Below are 18,391 nucleotides of genomic sequence, written 5' to 3' on the forward strand. Positions count from 1 at the left end.
AACTTTTCGGAGCGGCGGTTCGGTCGCTCCCCAGCGTGGGATCCGGGATGAACAAGATCTGTCCAACCATCGAGGATGCCCTTGCCGGCATCGAGGACGGCATGTCCGTGATGATCGGCGGCTTCGGCGGTGCGGGTGCGCCGATCGAACTGATCCACGCGCTGGTCGACCGCTACAAGGCGACCGGATCGCCGGGGCGGCTGACCGTCATCAACAACAATGCCGGCAACGGCGCGGTCGGCATCGCGGCGATGATCTATGCCGGCATGGTGGCGAAGATGGTCTGCTCCTTCCCGCGCTCGTCCGATCCGAAGGCCTTCACCGATGCCTATCTGGCCGGCAAGATCGCGCTGGAGCTCGTCCCGCAGGGGACGCTCGCCGAGCGCATCCGCGCCGGCGGCGCCGGCATTCCCGCCTTCTACACGCCCAGCAGCTTCGGCACGCAGGTCGCCGAGGGCAAGCCGGTGGCCGAGTTCGACGGCCGCTCCTACGTGCAGGAACGCTGGCTCAAGGCCGACGTCGCGCTCATCAAGGCCGAACTCGCCGACGCCAAGGGCAACCTGACCTTCCGCAAGGCGGCGCGCAACTTCTCGCCGCTGATGGCGATGGCTGCGGCCACCACCATCGTGCAGGCGAGCCGCGTGGTCGAGCCGGGCACGATCGACCCGGAGCATGTGGTGACGCCCGGCATCTTCGTCGACCGGATCGTCGAGGTACCGAACCCGGCCCAGGAAGAGGCGCTGCTGCGCGAGGGAGCGAAGTGATGGTTGTCAAGCTGACGAATGCGCAGATCGCCTGGCGCGCCGCGCAGGATCTTCCGGACGGCGCCTATGTCAATCTGGGCATCGGCTTCCCCGAGATGATCGCCACCTTCAAGCCCGAAGGCCGCGAGGTCACTTACCACACCGAGAACGGCATCCTCGACTTCGGCGAGGCGCCGCCGGCCGGCGAGGAGGACTGGGATCTGATCAACGCCGGCAAGAAGGCGGTGACGCTGAACCCCGGCGCCTCGTTCTTCCACCATGCCGACTCGTTCGCCATGGTGCGCGGCGGCCATCTCGACGTCGCCGTGCTCGGCGCCTACGAAGTGGCCCAGACCGGCGACCTGGCGAACTGGAGCACCGGCCCCGGCTCGGTGCCGGCCGTCGGCGGCGCGATGGATCTCGTGCACGGCGCCAGGCAGGTCTGGGTGGTCACCGACCACGTGACCAAGAAGGGCGAGCCGAAGCTGCTCGAAGCCTGCCGCCTGCCGCTGACCGGCGTCGGTTGCGTGACGACCGTCTATACCAGCCTCGCCGTGATCGACATCGTCGACAGGCGTTTCGTGGTGCGCGAGAAGCTGCCGTCGATGAGCCTGGAAGATCTCCAGGCCGTGACGGGCGCACTCCTTGCCGTCGGTGCCGCCGTCGGCGACCTCATCGTTCCGGAGCTCTGACCATGCGTGAAGCCTATATCTGCGACTATGTCCGCACCCCGATCGGCCGCTTCGGCGGCTCGCTGTCGTCCGTGCGCGCCGACGACCTGGGTGCGATCCCGCTGAAGGCGCTGGTGGAGCGCAATGCAGGCGTCGACTGGGAGGCGATCGACGACGTGGTCTATGGCTGTGCCAACCAGGCCGGCGAGGACAACCGCAACGTGGCGCGCATGGCGCTGCTGCTCGCCGGGCTGCCGACGGTCATCCCCGGCTCGACGGTCAACCGCCTGTGCGGCTCGGGCATGGACGCGCTGACCATTGCGGCACGCGCCATCAAGGCCGGCGAGGCCGAGATCATGATCGCCGGCGGCGTCGAATCGATGAGCCGCGCGCCCTTCGTCATGCCGAAGGCCGACACCGCCTTCTCGCGCAATGCCGAGATCTACGACACCACGATCGGCTGGCGTTTCGTCAACCCCTTGATGAAGAAGCAGTACGGCGTCGATTCGATGCCCGAGACCGGCGAGAACGTGGCGGCCGAGTTCAACGTCAGCCGCGCCGACCAGGACGCCTTTGCCGTGCGCAGCCAGGACAAGGCCGTCGCCGCGCAGGCGAACGGCCGGCTGGCCAAGGAGATCGTCCCGGTGACGATCCCGCAGAAGAAGGGCGACCCGGTGGTCGTTTCGAAGGACGAGCACCCGCGCGCGGGCACCACGGTCGAGACGCTGGCCAAGCTCGGCACCCCCTTCCGCAAGGAGGGCGGCACGGTGACCGCCGGCAACGCGTCGGGCGTCAACGACGGTGCGGCGGCGCTGATCGTCGCCTCCGAGGCCGCGGTGAAGAAATACGGCCTGACCCCGATCGCCCGCGTCCTCGGCGGTGCCGCCGCCGGCGTTCCGCCGCGCATCATGGGCATCGGCCCGGCCCCGGCGTCGAAGAAGCTGTGCGCCCGGCTCGGCCTCCAGCCCTCCGACTTCGACGTCATCGAACTCAACGAAGCCTTCGCCTCCCAAGGCATCGCCGTGCTCCGCGACCTCGGCATCGCCGAGGACGCGGAGCACGTCAACCCGAATGGCGGCGCCATCGCGCTCGGCCATCCGCTCGGCATGTCGGGTGCCCGCATCGCGGGCACTGCGGCGCTGGAACTGCGCGAGCGTGGCGCGAAACTCGCGCTGGCGACCATGTGCATCGGCGTCGGCCAGGGCATCGCGATCGCGCTGGAGCGGGTGTGACGTCGCGCGGCTACGCGCGCAGTGTGGCCGCCGCGAAGTGCATGGCGCTGCGCAGTCGGAAATCGATCGATTCGTAGAGACGAATCGCCGCCCGGTTGCCGGCATAGGCGTGCAGATAGGCCTGCTCGCCGCGGTCCGAGATCCGGTTGGCGACCACGAGCGACAGAAGGCGCGCATAGCCCTGCCCGCGCATGTCGGGATGGCAGCAGACGCCGCTGATCTCGGTGAAGCCCGGCTGCGCCATCCGCTCGCCGGCCATCGCCACCAGCCGCCCCTCATGGCGGATGCCCCAGAACTCCCCCAGCCGGAGCGCATTCAGCGTGAAGGGGCCGGGTTTCGTCAACATGGCGAGGTCCAGCATGTCGGCGGCGTCGGTTGCAGTGAGCTGGATGACGCGCGGGTCCGACACGGGCGGCGTCGGGCCGGCCGCGATCATCTGGACGGCGTCGGCCTCGATCGTGGCGACCATGTGCGACGGCAGGGCGACCGGGGTCGACTGGATGAAAAGCAGCTGCTCCCCCGGCACAGAGAGCGCGCCGAGTGCGGCCAGGCACTCGGGCCGGTCGTCCGGCGTCGCCGCGAAGGGGGCGATGGAGGACGGATAGCGCCGGGCGCGTGCGCCACCTTCGGCAAGGCTTGCATGGCGCGAGGTCAGGGCGGTCCAGACCGGGCGGTCGAGGATATGGGTCATCGGCGGAGTTCCTCCGGTCGTCCCGTTCCGGCGCGGCGCTCCAGCGGACGTTCCGCAAGGCGCTCCTCGACCGCTGTCAGCTGGTCGAGAAGAGGGCCGTCGAGCCCGGCGCACAGTTCCGCCACCGCCGCCTCCACGCGCGGCCAGACATCCCTTTTCCCCGTCTCCACCAGTCTCCTGCCCTTGGCGGAGAGCGAAACCATCCTGCGCCGCTGGTCGTCGGGCGCGGGCAGCACCTCGATGAGGTCCAGCGCTACAAGCTGGGCGACGTTTCGCGTTGTCCCGGGCTGCGTTACGCCGAGAGCGTCGGCCAGATCCCCGACGGCCAGCGGCCCAAGCCTGTCCAGGGCTGCGAGGAGCGGGAACTGGGCGGCCGGAATAGAAATGCCGGCGTCGGCCATCACGGCCTGGGTGCCGGACTGCAGCCGCTCGCCGAGCCGCTTCATGCGCGTCCCCAGCGTCAGCAGGCCCAGTTCCCGAACGATGTCCCTTGCTGTCATCCGTTGTTCCCTTGTATATATGCCACGTTATATAACAGGGCATGAAAATCTCGGCAAGACCGTCCTTCCATGCCGGACCGCCATCGGCGCCCGACACCGCCGGCGGAGTGCTGCTCGAGCCTGGTCGCCGGCAAGGCTTGCGGCTGTGGAAACCCCGCCGTCCTCTCCGGCGAGGCAGTTCCTGCCACGGCACGGCCGAAACACAGCGGAACCGGATTCCGCGTGGGCCTCACACGGCGCAAGGCGAAACCCTTGCGCATCGATACCTGTCGATCCATATATCGACCATGACCGATCTAAACATCGACATCGATCGAGACGCGATCCTGAAGGCGCTGGCGAGTCCGGTGCGGCGGGAGATGCTGGCCTGGCTGAAGGAGCCGGCGAAGCACTTCTCCGACGAACACCATCCGCTGGAGATGGGCATCTGTGCGGGCCAGTTCGAACGCTGCGGCCTGTCGCAGTCGACGATCTCCTCGCATCTGTCGGCGCTTGTGGCCAGCGGTCTCGTCACGCAGCGGCGGGTCGGCCAGTGGGCCTTCTACCAGCGCAACGAGCCGGTGATCGCAGCCTTCCGCGCCGCGCTCGACGATCTCTGACGATCGGTCTCTGTCCAACCTCCTCCCAAGCAAAGGACTTCCCATGACCTCGCTCTTCGATCCGACCAAGGTCGGCGCCATATCGGTCGCCAACCGCATCGCCATGGCGCCGCTGACCCGCAACCGTTCGCCGAACGCGGTGCCCGGCCCCTTCGCCGTCGAATACTACACGCAGCGCGCCGCCGCCGGCCTGCTGATCACCGAGGCGACAGCCATCTCGCAGCAGGGGCAGGGCTATGCCGACGTGCCGGGCCTCTACGGCGCCGATCAGCTCGCAGCCTGGCGCGGTGTGACGGATTCGGTCCACGCGGCGGGCGGAAAGATCGTGACGCAGATGTGGCATGTCGGCCGCATCTCGCATGACAGCCTGCAGCCGGGCGGCGGCAAGCCGGTCGCACCGTCGGCGATCCGCGCCAAGTCGAAGACCTATCTCGTCAACGCCGACGGCACGGGCACCTTTGCAGAGACGTCCGAGCCCCGGGCGCTGGACATCGCCGAGATTCCCGGCATCGTGGAGGACTACCGCCGCGCGGCGAAGGCATCGGTGGGCGAGGCAGGCTTCGACGGCGTCGAGATTCACGCGGCGAACGGCTACCTGATCGACCAGTTCCTGCGTGCCGACAGCAACCACCGCACCGACGCCTATGGCGGCTCGATCGAGAACCGCGCCCGCTTCCTGTTCGAGGTGGTCGATGCGGTGGTGGAAGCTGCCGGCGCAGACCGCGTCGGCATCCGCCTTTCGCCGGTGACGCCGGCCAATGACGCGTCGGACCCCGATCCGCAGCCGCTGTTCGAGCATGTGGTGAAAGGCCTTGCCACGCGGGAGCTCGCCTTCGTTCACGTGATCGAGGGCGCCACCGGCGGCGCGCGCGACTTCACCCAGGGCACGGACGCGTTCGACTGGGACGCGTTAAAGGCGGCCTATCGCGATGCCGGCGGCACCGGCGGATGGATCGTCAACAACGGCTATACCAAGGCGCTGGCGCAGGAAGCCGTGGCCAGCGGGCGAGCCGACCTCGTCGCCTTCGGCCGGCCCTTCATCGCCAATCCGGACCTGGTGGATCGCCTGCGCCGCGACCTGCCGCTCGCCGAGCCGGAGCGGGCGACGATGTATGGCGGCGGCGCAAAGGGCTACGTCGACTATCCGGCGTGGAGCGACAAGGCAGCCTGACCGTCGCAGCGACAAGACGGGCGGCGCGTCAGGGCGCCGTCCAGTCTTCCACGGCCAGCCCTGGCACGTGCCGGAACGCCGCGTCGCCGGTGACGAGCGTCGCGCCCGCCTCCAGCGCGTGCGCGGCGATCAGGAGGTCGAGGGGCCGGAGGGAGATGCCGCTGCGGCGCATATCGGCACGCAACTTGCCGTAGAGATCGCCAGTCGCTTCGGTCCACGGCAGGACCATGATCTCCCGAAGGAAATCTCCCATGCTCCTCGCAAGCCTGCGAGCCTCCGCTTTCCACTCGAGGCCATAGACGATCTCACCGTAGGTGATCGACGATATTGCGATCGCATCTCCGCCGATCTGATCCATCCGGCGGTCGAGGGCCGATGAGCGGCGATGGACGGCCATGCTCACGGCATTGGTATCCAGCAGGTAGAGCATCATGCCAGCGGGTCATCCCGCTCATGAACACCCTGATCCCGGTCCTCCAGGAAGCCTTCGAGTTCCCAATCGGGAATCTCGGCACGAGACTTGAAGAAGGCGTCGAACGAGCCCGTCCGCTCCATCCGCTTCGGCGCCAGGATCACCTCGCCGGGATTGGGCCCGGGCCGGAACTCCACCTCCGTGCCCTCGAAGCGGAACCGGTCGGGGATGCGGACGGCCTGGCTGTCGCCGTCCCTGAACAGCTTTCCGATCTCGCCCATCGCAATCACCTCGCAGCCGCGTTCGGTGCGAACCATAGCATTGCGCGGCCCGTCCGGCCAATGCGCTCACCCGCGCCGCATCCGCACCGGCGGCTTGCCGAAGGCACTGGAGAAGGCGCGGCTGAAGGCGGCGGCGGAGGAGAAGCCCGTGCGCGCGGCGATGTCGGCCATTGGCTCGGCGGTGTCGAGCACGAGGCGGCGGGCGGCGTTGAGGCGCAGGCGCAGAGAGTAGGCGCCGGGCGTCTCGCCGATGGCGGCGGTGAAGATCTTCTCCAGGGTGCGCGCCGTGATGCCGACACGCCGTGCGATGGCCGAGACGGGGAGCGGCCGGTCGACATGGCTCTCCATCAGTCTTATCGCCTGGGCAAGCCGCGGGTCGTAGCCGTCGAGGCGGCCGAGCGAGACGAGCGGCTGGGCGTCGGTGGCCGCCCGCGCCTGATCGTAGATGAAGACCGAGGCGACATCGAGCGCTGCCGCCATCCCGAGCCGAGAGCGGATGAGCTGCAGCATCAGGTCGAAGGTCGGCGAGGCGCCGCCGGTGGTGAAGACCGGCCCGTCGATCACGTAGCGATCGGGCCGCACGTCGACGCCGGGGAAGGCGGCGGAGAAATCCTCCAGGTCCTCCCAGTGGGTGGTGGCTGCGCGGCCCTCGAGCAGGCCGGCGCGGGCGACGAGCCAGCCGCCGGCCTCGACGCCGCCGACGGCGCGCGCCGACCGCGCCGCCCTGCGGAAGGCGGCGAGGAGCGGGCCGGACGAACCTGCGCGGGTGCCAAAACCGCCGATCGCGACCAGAACGTCATGTCGGGCGGTGGGATCGAGCGTGCCGGTGACCGCGATCGGCAGGCCGGCCGTCGTGAGGGGCGGCTTGCCGTCGATGGAGACGATCGACCAGTCGAACAGGGTCTCGCCCGCCACCCGGTTGGCCGCCCGCAGCGGATCGATCGCCGAGGCCACGCACATCAGGGAGGCGCCGGACAGGACGAGGAAGGTCAGCCGCAGCGGCGTGGGGTCTGGAACGAAGATGGAGCGCGCTTCGCTTTTCGACATTTCGGATTCGTATTATGTGAAGCGCATGGGTGCAAGGCGGAGGAAGCTGCAGCGACAATTGATCGAAGCGCTTGCCCCCTCTCCGTCTCGGGCTTTGCCCGAGCCACCTCTCCCCCACTTCGTGAGGGGAGAGGATGGGCACCCGGGCTGCCGGCTGGTCATCCTCTCCCCCGGGCAGGGGGAGAGGTGGCTGCCGTAGGCAGACGGAGAGGGGGTGCTCGGCGCCATCCGGAGGGACCTGTTCAATGCCGCTATCCATGAACCGCGAGGTCTTCATCACCTGCGCCGTCACCGGCTCGGGCGGGACGCAGGACCGCAGCCCGCACGTGCCGCGTTCGCCGAAGGAGATTGCCGACTCGGCCATTGCGGCGGCGAAGGCGGGTGCTGCCGTCGTGCACTGCCACGTGCGCGATCCGGAGACCGGCAAGCCGCGCCGCGACGTTTTGCTCTACCGCGAAGTGACCGAGCGCATCCGCGACGCCGAGGTGGACGTGGTGCTGAACCTGACCGCCGGCATGGGCGGCGACATGGTGTTCGGCGATGTCGAGAATCCGCTGCCGCTGAAGGCGCAAGGCACCGACATGGGTGGGGCGTCGAACCGCGTCGAGCACGTCCGCCAGTGCCTGCCGGAAATCTGCACGCTCGACTGCGGCACGATGAATTTCGCCGAGGCCGACTACGTGATGACCAACACGCCCGGCATGCTGCGCGCCATGGGCGGGATGATGACGGCGATGGGCGTGAAGCCCGAGATCGAGGCCTTCGACACCGGGCACCTGTGGTTCGCCAAGCAACTCGTCGAGGAGGGCACGCTGGCGCCTCAGGCGCTGGTGCAGCTCTGCATGGGCGTGCCCTGGGGCGCGCCGGACGACCTCAACACCTTCATGGCCATGGTCAACAACGTGCCGTCCGACTGGACCTGGTCGGCCTTCTCGCTCGGCCGCCACCAGATGGCCTATGTCGCGGCGGCGGTGCTGGCCGGCGGCAACGTGCGGGTGGGGCTCGAGGACAATCTCTGGCTCGACAAGGGCGTGCTGGCCACCAATGCGCAGCTGGTCGAGCGTGCCGTGACGATCATCGAGACCATGGGCGCGCGGGTGATCGGGCCGGCTGAGGTGCGCCAGAAGCTCGGGCTCACGAAGCGGGCGCCGGTGGCGGCGTAGCCGAGAAGGATCAGTTCGACGTGGCATTCCCTCGCGCCCCCCTCTGTCCTGCCGGACATCTCCCCCACACGGGGGGAGATCGGCTGGCGCGGACGGTTTCGCCAATCGCCGCGGCTGTGGGAAGTGCAGAAGCATCGAAGCTGCCGATCTCCCCCCTCGTGGGGGAGATGTCCGGCAGGACAGAGGGGGGCGCCGTAGGGCGCTGCCGCCTCCATGAACCGGAGTTCTCATCATGACCATCAAGAAGGCAGCCTGCATCGGCGGGGGCGTCATCGGCGGCGGGTGGATCGCGCGGCTGGCGCTGAACGGCATCGACGTTTCGGTCTACGATCCGCATCCCGAGGCCAAGCGCAAGGTCGACGAGGTGATGGCGAATGCCCGCCGCGCCTACACGCGCATGGCGGTGAAGGGCCTGCCCAAGGAAGGCAAGGTGACCTTCGCCGGCTCGATCGCCGAGGCGGTGAAAGGCGCCGACTTCATCCAGGAGAGCGTGCCCGAGCGGCTGGACGTGAAGCTGAAGACCATCGCCGAGATCGAGGCGGCCGCGCCGGCGGATGCGCTGATCGGCTCGTCGACGTCGGGTTTCAAGGCGACCGACATGGCCAGGGACATGGCGCATCCGGAGCGCTTCCTCGTCGCCCACCCGTTCAACCCGGTCTACCTGCTGCCGATCAACGAGATCGTGCCCGGCGAGAAGACGGGCAAGGCCTTCGTCGAGCGGGCGCGGGAGGTCTACACGTCGATCGGGATGAAGTGCGTCGTCATCAACAAGGAGATCGACGCCTTCGTCGGCAACCGGCTGCTGGAGGCTGCCTGGCGCGAGGCGCTGTGGCTGATCAAGGACGGCATCTGCACGGTCGAGGAACTCGACGACATCATGCGCTACGGCTTCGGTCTGCGCTGGGCGCAGATGGGCATGTTCCAGACCTACCGCATCGCCGGCGGCGAGGCCGGGATGCGCCACTTCATGGCCCAGTTCGGCCCGGCGCTCGCCTGGCCCTGGACCAAGCTGATGGACGTGCCGGAGTTCAACGACGCGCTGGTCGACATGGTCGCGACACAGTCCGACGATCAGTCCGGCCAGTGGTCGATCCGCGAACTCGAGCGCATCCGCGACGAGAACCTCATCGGCATCATGGAAGCGCTGGCCAAGGCCGAGAAGGGCAAGGGCTGGGGCGCGGGCGAACTGCACAACGCCTATGTGAAGCGGCTGGGGAAGGAGGCCGGGAAGAAGAGTTCGAAGGCGGCCGAGAAGGCGAAGGCGGAAAAGCCGCGGAAGAAGAAGTGATGCCGGTGGCGTTGTCCGTGCGTCCTTCGAGGCTCGCCCGCGTATGTTCGGCTTCCGCTTGCCGACGCCGAGGGGGCTCGCACCTCAGGATGAGGGACGTTGGCGCCAGAAGCCCGGGTTCGAGGTTCAGATGAACGATCCGACGACTCTCGTCTCCGCTCTTTCTGCGGTCGCAACGAGTTGCCAGGCACCAACCATTGCGATTGGACGCATGGCGCCGACCGCCCTCATCCTGAGGTGCGAGCCCGCACGACGGTGCAGTATCGGTCGCCAACCTTCGGCGGGCGAGCCTCGAAGGACGCACCCCGATCACCGCCGTCCGGAGGAACTCCCATGCATTTCGGCCTGACCGAGGAACAGACGCTCATCGTCGAGACCACCCGCGCCTTCGTGGAGAACGAGCTCTACCCGCACGAGCGCGAGGTGGAGCGCACGGGGCGGCTGGAGATGGACCTGATCCGCGAGCTGCAGCAGAAGGCGATGGCGGCGGGGCTCTATGCCGCCAACATGCCCGAGGAGGTCGGCGGCGCCGGGCTCGATACGCCGACCTGGCTGCTCTACGAGAAGGAGCTCGGCCGCGCCAATTATGCGCTGCACTGGACCTGCGTCGCGCGGCCGTCGAACATCCTGCTCGCCGGCACGCCCGAGCAGAAGGAGAGATATCTCTACCCCTGCATCCGCGGCGAGACCTGGGATTGCCTGGCGATGACCGAACCGGGCGCGGGCTCCGACCTGCGCGGCATGAAGGCCTCCGCCGTGCAGGACGGGACCGACTGGGTGCTGAACGGCACCAAGCATTTCATCTCCCATGCCGACATCGCCGGCTTCGCCATCGTCTTCATGGCCTCGGGCGAGGAAGAGACCCCACGCGGGAAACGCAAGAAGATCACCGCCTTCTTCGTCGACAAGGGCACGCCGGGGTTTTCGGTGCGCGACGGCTACCGCAACGTCTCGCACCGCGGCTACACCAATGCGGTGCTGGAGTTCGACGACTGCCGGCTGCCCAGGGAGCAGGTTCTGGGCGAGGTGCATCGCGGCTTCGAGGTGGCGAATTCCTGGCTCGGCGCGACGCGCCTGCAGGTGGCCGCGACCTGCCTCGGCCGGGCGGAACGGGCGCTCAAGCACGCGATCGACTATGCCGCGAGCCGCGAGCAGTTCGGCCAGCAGATCGGCAAGTTCCAGGGCGTCTCGTTCAAGCTCGCCGACATGGCGACGGAGCTGAAGGCGGCCAATCTGCTCACCTTCGAGGCCGGCTGGAAATACGACGCCGGCACGGTGACCGACGAGGACATGGCCATGGCCAAGCTGAAGGCCACCGAGATGCTCGCCTTCGTCGCCGACGAGGCGATCCAGATCCATGGCGGCATGGGGCTGATGGACGACCTGCCGCTAGAGCGCATCTGGCGCGATGCCCGCGTCGAGCGGATCTGGGAAGGAACCAGCGAAATCCAGCGCCACATCATCTCGCGCGCGCTGCTTCGGGCAGTGGGCGGATAGTGGTTGGGAGACCTTGATGCTCGACGGCGCCCCCCTCTGTCCTGCCGGACATCTCCCCCACGAGGGGGGAGATCAGCCGTCACGAGAGGCTTCGCCACTCGTCGACGTCGCAGGGAGGGCGCTAACGGTGAAACTGCCGATCTCCCCCCTCGTGGGGGAGATGTCCGGCAGGACAGAGGGGGGCGCGAAGGAGCGCGAGCCTCGCGCTGCGGAGCGCGTGCTTTGACCCGCGTCCGCGAATCCGACCTCTACCTACCCGTCAAGCGCCTGCTCGAAGGGCAGGGCTATACGGTCAAGGGCGAGGTTGGCGCGGCCGACGTCGTGGCGCTGCGCGCGGGCGAGGACGAGCCCGTGATCGTCGAGCTCAAGGCCGGCTTCTCGCTCTCGCTCTTCCACCAGGCGATCGCACGGCAGGCGCTGACGGATGCGGTCTACGTCGCCGTGCCGCGCGGGTCGGGTCGTGCCTCGCTGAAGGCGCTGGCCGAGAACCGCAAGCTCTGCCGGCGGCTCGGCCTCGGGCTGATCACGGTGAAACTCGCCGACGGCTTCGTGGAAATCCATTGCGACCCCGAGCCCTACAAGCCGAGGCAGTCGAAGCCGCGCAAGGCGCGGCTGCTGAAGGAATTCTCGAAGCTTGTGGGCGACCCCAACACCGGCGGCACGACCCGGCGTAACCTCGTGACCGCTTACCGGCAGGAGGCGCTCATGTGCCTGCGGCTGCTCGACGCCGAGGGGCCGAGCAAGGCTGCCTTGGTGGCGAAGAGCACGGGTGTGCCGCATGCTCGCCGGCTGATGGCCGACAATCATTATGGCTGGTTCGAACGCGGGTCCGCTGCCGGCATCTATGGGCTGAGCCCGAAGGGTATTGCTGCCGTCACCGACTATGCGGCCGAACTGCGAAGGCTCGCCATCGACGGCGTCGACGATTCCTCTCGCGGGGAAGCCTTCACCTCATGATCCGTCTCGCATCCCGTCAGCGGCCTCGATGCATCTGCGCCATCACGGCGTTCTGTCGAGAAGATGATTCGCTCCATTGCGAGTTCACCGCTACGTCGAAAGGCTATGTTCAAGCGCTGCCTGCTCCCGATGATCCTCGCCGCCGTGACCGTGTTTCTCGCGCATGGCGCGGCCGCGGGTACCTGCGGCATGGCCGGTGTGGTCCTCGCCACGCAGGCGGCGCCGAAGGGCGATTGTGTCTGCGAGGACGGGCGTTGCCTTTCCGCCACCGCCGCGGCTTGCGCGACCTGTCTGGTTTCCGTGGCGATGGACCCGCCAGACGCTCCTCATGTCGCGACATCCAGCATCGTGGTTTCGTCAGGAAGGGAGCCTATCCTGATCGGGCGCCTCGTGCGGCCGGAGCAGCCGCCTCCCGAGGCCAGCTGAGGGCGCACCTGCATGATTCCATCTCGAATTTCATCTCAAAGAAGGAGAACCGGAATGGTTCGCAACTCCCTCATCGCTGCATCGGTCTCGGTGCTTGCGCTGGTCTCTTCCTATGCTCCGGCTCTGGCGTCCTGCTGCGAGGCAGGCCTGGATTGCTGTGCCGGCATGGCCTGCTGCTTCTAGCCGCACCAAACGAAGACGTGTGTCGGCCGCCATCCGCGAAAGCGGGTGGCGGCTTTGCTTTTGGAATCGGATTCCTCCCATGACCCGTCTCGAACGCCTGCTTCGGCCAAAGTCCATCTGCGTGATCGGCGGCGGCGGGTTCGGCGCCAACGTCGTCAAGCAGACGTTGAAGATGCGGTTCCCCGGCCACATCTGGCCCATCCATCCGACGAAGGACACGGTCGAAGGACTGCCGGCCTTCCGCTCCATCGCCGACCTGCCCGATGTGCCCGACGCCACCTTCGTCGGTGTCAACCGGCATCTGACGATCGACATGGTGCGGGAGCTTTCGGCGCGCGGGGCGGGCGGGGCGATCTGCTTCGCCGCCGGGTTCCTCGAGGCCGGCAACGACGACGCCGATGGCGCCCGGCTGCAGGAGGAGCTGATCGCGGCGGCGGGCGCCATGCCGATCATCGGGCCGAACTGCTACGGGCTGATCAACTATGCCGACGGCGCGCTGCTCTGGCCCGACCAGCACGGCGGCACGCGGCTGGCGGCGGGGACGCGCGGCGTGGCGATCGTCACGCAATCCTCCAACATCGCCATCAACATGACGATGCAGAAACGCGGCCTGCCGGTCGCCTACATCATGACAGCCGGCAACCAGGCGCAGACCGGCCTTTCGGAGATGGCGCTGGGGCTGATCGAGGATGAGCGCGTCTCGGCGCTCGGGCTGCACATCGAGGGCTTCGACAGCGTCGACGGCTTCGAGCGGCTGGCGGCGCGGGCGCGGCAGCTCGGCAAGCCGATCGTGGCGATGAAGGTCGGCCGCTCGGCGCAGGCGCGGGCGGCGACGGTGTCGCACACAGCCTCGCTCGCCGGCTCCGACGCGGCGTCGGACGCTTTCCTGAAGCGGCTCGGCATCGCGCGGCTGGACACGATTCCGTCCTTCCTGGAGGCGCTGAAGCTGCTCGCCGTTGCCGGGCCTCTCGGCGGGCCGCGGCTCTCCTCGATGAGCTGCTCGGGCGGCGAGGCCTCGGTGATGGCCGACAGCGCGGAGGGCCGCCGCGTGCTCTTCCCGGCCCTGGCGGAGGAACACCGGGCCCACGTGAAGGCGACGCTCGGGCCGCTGGTGGCGGTGGCCAACCCGCTCGACTACCACACCTTCATCTGGAACAACGAGCCGGCGATGACGGCCACCTTCTCGGCGATGGTCTCGGGCGGCTTCGACCTCAACCTGCTGGTGCTCGACTTTCCGCGCAACGACCGCTGCACCGACGTCGACTGGTGGCCGACGGTGAATGCCTTCGAGGCGGCACTGAAGGCACATGGCGCGACCGGCGCGATCGTGGCGTCGATGCCGGAGAACCTGCCGGAAGCGTATTGCGAAGGGCTGATCGCGCGCGGGATCGTACCGCTTTACGGCATCGCCGAGGCGGTGGACGCTGCGGAGGCGGCGGCGTTGGTGGGGGAGGCGTGGCAGGATGGGCGCTCGACCGACGAAGCCGCCGCCAAGGCGCTGCTCACCGCCGCCGGCCTGCCCGTTCCCGCCGGCCGCCGTGCCGCGTCGGCCGGCGAAGCGGTGGATGCGGCCGAGGCGCTCGGCTATCCCGTCGCGGTTAAGGCGCTGGGAATCGCCCACAAGTCGGAAGCCGGCGCGGTCCGGCTCAATCTGCGCGATGCGGATGCGGTAAGCGCGGCAGCGCAGGCTATGGCGGGCCTCGGCACCGGCCTCTATGTGGAGCGCATGGTCACCGGCGGTATCGGCGAACTGATCGTCGGCATAACGCGCGACCCGCTGTTCGGCCCGGTGATGACGGTCGGCACGGGCGGGGTGATGGTCGAACTGCTGAAGGACTCCGCCACGCTGCTCCTGCCGGCGACGCGGGAGGACGTCTTGGCGGCGCTTCGCTCCCTGAAACTGTTTCCGCTGCTCGACGGCTTTCGCGGGCGGCCGAAGGCGGACGTAGACGCTGCGGTGGAGGCGATCCTCGGCATCGCGGATTTTGCGCTTGCGCATGCGACCGAGGTGGACGAACTCGACGTGAACCCGCTGATCGTGTGCGAGAACGGTGCCTGGGTCGCGGACGCGCTGATGGTGCTTTCGGACCATGCCTGAGCGCCGCGCGCCATCGCGCTCCCTGCTGGCAAGCAAACCGAGGAGGACATCATGACCGAAATCATCACAACGCGCACCGAAGGCGCGATCCTGGAGATCACGCTCGACCGGCCGAAGGCCAACGCCATCGACCTCGCCACGTCGCGGCTGATGGGCGAGACCTTCAAGGCGTTCCGCGACGATCCAGCGCTCAGGGTCGCTATCGTGAGGACGGCTGGCGACAAGTTCTTTTCCGCCGGCTGGGACCTGAAGGCTGCCGCCGGCGGCGATGCGGTGGACGGCGACTACGGCGTCGGCGGCTTTGCCGGGCTGCAGGAGCTGATCGACATGAACAAGCCGGTGATCGCCTGCGTCAACGGCATGGCCGTCGGCGGCGGCTTCGAGCTCGCGCTGTCCTGCGACCTGATCTACGCCTCCGAGCATTCTTCCTTCGCGCTGCCGGAGATCCGCGCCGGCACGCTGGCGGATGCCGCGACCGTCAAGCTGCCGAAGCGCATGCCCTATCACGTCGCCATGGATCTCCTGCTCACCGGCCGCTGGATGGACGTGGCCGAGGCGCATCGCTGGGGCCTCGTCAACGAGGTGCTGCCGGCAGACCGCCTGCAAGCACGCGTCTGGGAGGTGGCCCGGCTGCTCGCCGGCGGCCCGCCGCTGGTCTTCGCCGCCATCAAGGAGGTGGCGCGCGAGGCCGAGGCGATGGGCTTCCAGGAGGCGATGAACTGGATCACCAAGCGCAAGTTCCGCACGGTCGATGCGCTCTACGCGTCCGAAGACAACATGGAAGGATTCCGCGCCTTCGCCGAGAAGCGCGACCCGGTGTGGAAGGGGAGGTAGATCATGCGAACCTTGGTCGAGCCCTGCGGCGCCCCCCTCTGGCCTGCCGGCCATCTCCCCCACACGGGGGGAGATCGGCAGTTCAGGCGAGGGCGGTCATCTTGCACCAACAGCAATTGGAGCAGTCGGCCGCGACAGCCGATCTCCCCCCTCGTGGGGGAGGTGGCCGGCAGGCCAGAGGGGGGCGCGAAGGAACGCGGCTCGTCCGAGGGAGCATTTCAGTGACCGACTACGCCAAGCTCATCGACGCCGAGACCTGGGCCTTCGTCGAACGCACGAATGCGTTCTACCCGCCCGACACGATCGATGCGACGATCGACGGGCAGCGGGCGATCTACGACCGGATGTGCCGGGAATTCCACGCGGGGTATCCGGACGGGATCTCGGTCGAGACGACGGCGATCGAGACGGCGACGCATCGCATACCCATGCGCATCTACACGCCGACGGCGGCCGCGCCGACCGCCCTGGTGCTCTATTTCCATGGCGGCGGCTTCGTCGTCGGCGGGCTGGAGAGCCATGACGACGTCTGCGCGGAACTGGCGCTTGGCTCCGGATGCACGGTGGTGTCGGTCGACTACCGGCTGTGCCCCGAGCATGTGCATCCGGCCGCCTTCGACGATGCGATGACGGCGTTCCGCTGGGCGGCAGACGGCCAGGCGCTGCCGATCGTGCTGGCCGGCGATTCGGCGGGCGGCAACCTGGCAGCCGCGGTGGCGCATCACACGCGGGGCGATGCGCGGGCGCCGGTGGGTCAGGTGCTGATCTATCCCGGTCTGGGTGGCGACCAGACGAAAGGCTCCTACGTCACCCATGCCGAGGCGCCGATGCTGTCGGTGCGCGACATCGATTTCTACCGCGACATCCGCGCCGGCGGGACCGACATCGCCGGCGACGCCAGCTTCGCGCCGCTGTTCGACACGGATTTCTGCGGCCTGCCGCCGACGGTGGTGGTGACGGCGCAGTGCGATCCGCTGTCGTCGGACGGCGCGGCCTACCGTGACCGCATCCTTGCGGCAGCCGGCAATGCGGTGTCGTTCGAGGAAGCCGGGCTGGTGCATGGCTATCTGCGCGCGCGGCACACGGTCGGCCGGGCCCGGGCGAGCTTCGCGCGCATAGTGGCGGCGACGGCGGCGCTGGCGAGGGGCGAATGGCTGTACTGAGGGTAACCGCCGCGCTTCATCCGATGCCGCCCGAGGATTGACGCAATCCTTCGGCAACGGCAGAGACCGACCGTCGCAGCCTCCCTTCCCGCTATCCCGACAGGACCACCATGGCCTCGTTTCTCCGTTCCGCAGCTTTGATTGCGCTTCTCGCGCTGACGGCGGGGTGCAGCGTCCTGTCGCTCAATCCGTCGATCGACACGGCGAGCGTCGGTGCATCGGCGAGCGCACAGGAGGTCTATGGCTACGTGCGCAGTTCTGCCGGGCTTGCTGCGGCACGGCCCGACCCGGCGCTGGAGAAGGCGGCGATGCAGCAGGCGCGCTATATGGCTCAGACCGGCCGGATGGTGCACACGACCGGCCGCGGCCGCGACTTCTCGGCCCGCATGCGCCAGAACGGCGTCGAGGGGCCGGCGGCGGAAAACATCGCGCATGGCCGGATGGAAGTCGCCAAGGTGTTCCAGATGTGGGTCGACAGCCCGCCGCACCGCAGGAACATGCTCGACCCGCGCTTCTCCCGCTACGGCCTCGCCTCGGCTGCCGACGCCGAGGGCCGGCGCTACTGGGCGCTGGTGATGGGGAATTAGTCGCGACTCACGACAGGAACGGCTTCGCCTTCATCGTCTCCGGCACCGGCACGCCGAGGCGGGTAAGGATGGTGGGCGCGAGCTGGAGCTGGTCGAGCAGCGCGTCCTCCGCCGGGCCCTTCCCGTCGCCGAAATAGTAGAGCGCGAAGTCCTGCTGCAGGTCCTCGCGGCCGCCATGATGGCCGCGGTCGGTCTGGCCGTGGTCGGCGGTGACGATCACCTCGTAGCCGGCCGCGCGCCATTTCGGCAGGAAGGCGGCCAGCATGGCGTCGGCCACAGCGCAGGCATGGTCCATCGGCGTGTTGTCGTGGCCGAAGCGGTGGCCCATCGAATCCAGCGTGCAGGTGTGAAGAATGCCGTAGTCGATGCCGTGGCGCTTGCACAGCATGGTCAGCGTGGCGAAGAGATCGACGTCGGATGGCGTCATCTGGTTGTCGGGACCATAGCCGGTCATGGTGTGGAAACGCCCATGCGTGATCGGCCCGGCCGGCTCGTCATACTCCATGTCCTCGACGAGATCGAAGGGATGGCTGCGGAAGAACTCCGACCAGTAGGAATGGGTTACCGCGCCCGTCTTGCCGCCGGCCCTGGTGATCTCCGAAAAGAGATCGGGCTGCTCGACGCGGAAGCGCACCTCGTTGGACAGGATGCCGTGCACCTGCGGCGGCACGCCGGTGTGGATGGAGGCATAGCAGCAGGCCGAGGTCGATGGCAGCACGGAACGCATCTTCCAGACCTGCGCCTCGCCGGACTGCACCCAGCCTTCGAGATTGCCGAACAGCCGGCGCCAGTTGCGCCAGGGCACGCCGTCGAGGATGATGAGGAGGAGTCTGGAGGAGAGGGGCATT

21 protein-coding genes are annotated in these 18,391 nt (G+C 68.3%); 15 read left to right on the forward strand and 6 right to left on the reverse strand.

Annotation, left to right across the window (positions count from 1 at the left end; all coding sequences use genetic code 11):
* The first annotated feature begins 47 nt into the window (after positions 1 to 47).
* From N1F91_RS18520 to pcaF, 3 genes are read left to right on the forward strand one after another with little or no spacing between them, the layout of a single operon-like run.
* Positions 48 to 764, forward strand: coding sequence for a 3-oxoacid CoA-transferase subunit A (locus N1F91_RS18520; protein ID WP_289994493.1), 717 nt, complete (start codon positions 48 to 50; stop codon positions 762 to 764).
* Complete coding sequence (locus N1F91_RS18525) at positions 764 to 1,435, forward strand: 3-oxoacid CoA-transferase subunit B (RefSeq protein ID WP_289994494.1); 672 nt, start codon at positions 764 to 766, stop codon at positions 1,433 to 1,435. The genes N1F91_RS18520 and N1F91_RS18525 overlap by 1 nt, the downstream gene beginning before the upstream one ends.
* A gap of 2 nt (positions 1,436 to 1,437) precedes the next feature.
* Positions 1,438 to 2,646: a 3-oxoadipyl-CoA thiolase gene (pcaF, locus tag N1F91_RS18530; protein WP_289994495.1), complete on the forward strand. Its 1,209-nt coding sequence runs from the start codon at positions 1,438 to 1,440 to the stop codon at positions 2,644 to 2,646.
* A gap of 10 nt (positions 2,647 to 2,656) precedes the next feature.
* Here pcaF and N1F91_RS18535 read toward each other — a convergent pair whose 3' ends face one another.
* Both N1F91_RS18535 and N1F91_RS18540 read right to left on the reverse strand, forming a co-directional pair.
* Positions 2,657 to 3,337, reverse strand: coding sequence for a GNAT family N-acetyltransferase (locus N1F91_RS18535; protein ID WP_289994496.1), 681 nt, complete (start codon positions 3,335 to 3,337; stop codon positions 2,657 to 2,659).
* A complete protein-coding gene (locus N1F91_RS18540; RefSeq protein ID WP_289994497.1) occupies positions 3,334 to 3,837 on the reverse strand; it encodes a MarR family transcriptional regulator in 504 nt (167 codons plus the stop codon). The genes N1F91_RS18535 and N1F91_RS18540 overlap by 4 nt, the downstream gene beginning before the upstream one ends.
* A gap of 308 nt (positions 3,838 to 4,145) precedes the next feature.
* On the opposite strand from N1F91_RS18540, the gene N1F91_RS18545 reads away from it, so the two are divergent.
* Entirely contained in the window at positions 4,146 to 4,436 is a 291-nt protein-coding gene (locus tag N1F91_RS18545; RefSeq protein WP_289994577.1) for a metalloregulator ArsR/SmtB family transcription factor, read from the forward strand.
* 43 nt (positions 4,437 to 4,479) lie between these two features.
* Complete coding sequence (locus tag N1F91_RS18550; RefSeq protein ID WP_289994498.1) at positions 4,480 to 5,607, forward strand: alkene reductase; 1,128 nt, start codon at positions 4,480 to 4,482, stop codon at positions 5,605 to 5,607.
* Positions 5,608 to 5,635: 28 nt separating this feature from the next.
* Here N1F91_RS18550 and N1F91_RS18555 read toward each other — a convergent pair whose 3' ends face one another.
* The 3 genes from N1F91_RS18555 to N1F91_RS18565 form a co-directional block, all read right to left on the reverse strand.
* A complete protein-coding gene (locus N1F91_RS18555) occupies positions 5,636 to 6,040 on the reverse strand; it encodes a type II toxin-antitoxin system VapC family toxin (RefSeq protein WP_289994499.1) in 405 nt (134 codons plus the stop codon).
* Positions 6,037 to 6,300, reverse strand: coding sequence for an AbrB family transcriptional regulator (locus N1F91_RS18560; protein WP_289994500.1), 264 nt, complete (start codon positions 6,298 to 6,300; stop codon positions 6,037 to 6,039). Before N1F91_RS18560 ends, N1F91_RS18555 begins: the two co-directional genes overlap by 4 nt.
* 66 nt (positions 6,301 to 6,366) lie before the next feature.
* On the reverse strand, positions 6,367 to 7,347 hold the full coding sequence (locus tag N1F91_RS18565) for a GlxA family transcriptional regulator (RefSeq protein WP_289994501.1): 981 nt from the start codon (positions 7,345 to 7,347) through the stop codon (positions 6,367 to 6,369).
* Between the two features lie 245 nt (positions 7,348 to 7,592).
* Between N1F91_RS18565 and N1F91_RS18570 the strand changes: the two genes are divergently transcribed.
* The 10 genes from N1F91_RS18570 to N1F91_RS18615 all read left to right on the forward strand — a co-directional run bounded on the left by N1F91_RS18570 (position 7,593) and on the right by N1F91_RS18615 (position 17,543).
* Entirely contained in the window at positions 7,593 to 8,510 is a 918-nt protein-coding gene (locus tag N1F91_RS18570; RefSeq protein ID WP_289994502.1) for a 3-keto-5-aminohexanoate cleavage protein, read from the forward strand.
* Positions 8,511 to 8,739: 229 nt separating this feature from the next.
* A complete protein-coding gene (locus N1F91_RS18575; protein ID WP_289994578.1) occupies positions 8,740 to 9,798 on the forward strand; it encodes a carnitine 3-dehydrogenase in 1,059 nt (352 codons plus the stop codon).
* Positions 9,799 to 10,131: 333 nt separating this feature from the next.
* Complete coding sequence (locus tag N1F91_RS18580) at positions 10,132 to 11,295, forward strand: acyl-CoA dehydrogenase family protein (RefSeq protein ID WP_289994503.1); 1,164 nt, start codon at positions 10,132 to 10,134, stop codon at positions 11,293 to 11,295.
* Between the two features lie 222 nt (positions 11,296 to 11,517).
* On the forward strand, positions 11,518 to 12,252 hold the full coding sequence (locus N1F91_RS18585; protein WP_289994504.1) for a DUF2161 family putative PD-(D/E)XK-type phosphodiesterase: 735 nt from the start codon (positions 11,518 to 11,520) through the stop codon (positions 12,250 to 12,252).
* A gap of 105 nt (positions 12,253 to 12,357) precedes the next feature.
* Positions 12,358 to 12,678: a hypothetical protein gene (locus N1F91_RS18590; protein ID WP_289994506.1), complete on the forward strand. Its 321-nt coding sequence runs from the start codon at positions 12,358 to 12,360 to the stop codon at positions 12,676 to 12,678.
* Between the two features lie 54 nt (positions 12,679 to 12,732).
* The gene (locus N1F91_RS18595) at positions 12,733 to 12,861 is read left to right on the forward strand and encodes a hypothetical protein (RefSeq protein WP_289994508.1); all 129 of its coding nucleotides are present in this window, start codon (positions 12,733 to 12,735) and stop codon (positions 12,859 to 12,861) included.
* Between the two features lie 79 nt (positions 12,862 to 12,940).
* Entirely contained in the window at positions 12,941 to 14,959 is a 2,019-nt protein-coding gene (locus N1F91_RS18600) for an acetate--CoA ligase family protein (protein ID WP_289994509.1), read from the forward strand.
* Positions 14,960 to 15,010: 51 nt separating this feature from the next.
* Complete coding sequence (locus tag N1F91_RS18605) at positions 15,011 to 15,793, forward strand: carnitinyl-CoA dehydratase (protein ID WP_289994511.1); 783 nt, start codon at positions 15,011 to 15,013, stop codon at positions 15,791 to 15,793.
* Between the two features lie 221 nt (positions 15,794 to 16,014).
* Positions 16,015 to 16,956: an alpha/beta hydrolase gene (locus N1F91_RS18610; protein ID WP_289994512.1), complete on the forward strand. Its 942-nt coding sequence runs from the start codon at positions 16,015 to 16,017 to the stop codon at positions 16,954 to 16,956.
* A 110-nt stretch (positions 16,957 to 17,066) separates the two neighbouring features.
* The gene (locus N1F91_RS18615; RefSeq protein ID WP_289994513.1) at positions 17,067 to 17,543 is read left to right on the forward strand and encodes a CAP domain-containing protein; all 477 of its coding nucleotides are present in this window, start codon (positions 17,067 to 17,069) and stop codon (positions 17,541 to 17,543) included.
* A 7-nt stretch (positions 17,544 to 17,550) separates the two neighbouring features.
* Here the strand turns inward: N1F91_RS18615 and N1F91_RS18620 are convergent, their stop codons facing one another.
* Entirely contained in the window at positions 17,551 to 18,390 is an 840-nt protein-coding gene (locus tag N1F91_RS18620; RefSeq protein ID WP_289994514.1) for an alkaline phosphatase family protein, read from the reverse strand.
* Between the last annotated feature and the right edge of the window lies 1 nt (position 18,391).

Origin of the sequence: Aquibium sp. ELW1220, assembly GCF_030398385.1 — a bacterium.
In the GTDB taxonomy this organism is placed as follows: Bacteria; Pseudomonadota; Alphaproteobacteria; order Rhizobiales; family Rhizobiaceae; genus Aquibium.

Bases quoted from the DNA above. Each gene is read 5' to 3' on its own strand.
- N1F91_RS18520 (WP_289994493.1), top strand. From the start codon at position 48: ATGAACAAGATCTGTCCAACCATCGAGGATGCCCTTGCCGGCATCGAG.
- N1F91_RS18525 (WP_289994494.1), top strand. From the start codon at position 764: ATGGTTGTCAAGCTGACGAATGCGCAGATCGCCTGGCGCGCCGCGCAG.
- pcaF (WP_289994495.1), top strand. From the start codon at position 1,438: ATGCGTGAAGCCTATATCTGCGACTATGTCCGCACCCCGATCGGCCGC.
- N1F91_RS18535 (WP_289994496.1), bottom strand. From the start codon at position 3,337: ATGACCCATATCCTCGACCGCCCGGTCTGGACCGCCCTGACCTCGCGC.
- N1F91_RS18540 (WP_289994497.1), bottom strand. From the start codon at position 3,837: ATGACAGCAAGGGACATCGTTCGGGAACTGGGCCTGCTGACGCTGGGG.
- N1F91_RS18550 (WP_289994498.1), top strand. From the start codon at position 4,480: ATGACCTCGCTCTTCGATCCGACCAAGGTCGGCGCCATATCGGTCGCC.
- N1F91_RS18555 (WP_289994499.1), bottom strand. From the start codon at position 6,040: ATGATGCTCTACCTGCTGGATACCAATGCCGTGAGCATGGCCGTCCAT.
- N1F91_RS18560 (WP_289994500.1), bottom strand. From the start codon at position 6,300: ATGGGCGAGATCGGAAAGCTGTTCAGGGACGGCGACAGCCAGGCCGTC.
- N1F91_RS18565 (WP_289994501.1), bottom strand. From the start codon at position 7,347: ATGTCGAAAAGCGAAGCGCGCTCCATCTTCGTTCCAGACCCCACGCCG.
- N1F91_RS18570 (WP_289994502.1), top strand. From the start codon at position 7,593: ATGCCGCTATCCATGAACCGCGAGGTCTTCATCACCTGCGCCGTCACC.
- N1F91_RS18580 (WP_289994503.1), top strand. From the start codon at position 10,132: ATGCATTTCGGCCTGACCGAGGAACAGACGCTCATCGTCGAGACCACC.
- N1F91_RS18590 (WP_289994506.1), top strand. From the start codon at position 12,358: ATGTTCAAGCGCTGCCTGCTCCCGATGATCCTCGCCGCCGTGACCGTG.
- N1F91_RS18595 (WP_289994508.1), top strand. From the start codon at position 12,733: ATGGTTCGCAACTCCCTCATCGCTGCATCGGTCTCGGTGCTTGCGCTG.
- N1F91_RS18600 (WP_289994509.1), top strand. From the start codon at position 12,941: ATGACCCGTCTCGAACGCCTGCTTCGGCCAAAGTCCATCTGCGTGATC.
- N1F91_RS18605 (WP_289994511.1), top strand. From the start codon at position 15,011: ATGACCGAAATCATCACAACGCGCACCGAAGGCGCGATCCTGGAGATC.
- N1F91_RS18615 (WP_289994513.1), top strand. From the start codon at position 17,067: ATGGCCTCGTTTCTCCGTTCCGCAGCTTTGATTGCGCTTCTCGCGCTG.
- N1F91_RS18620 (WP_289994514.1), bottom strand. From the start codon at position 18,390: ATGCCCCTCTCCTCCAGACTCCTCCTCATCATCCTCGACGGCGTGCCC.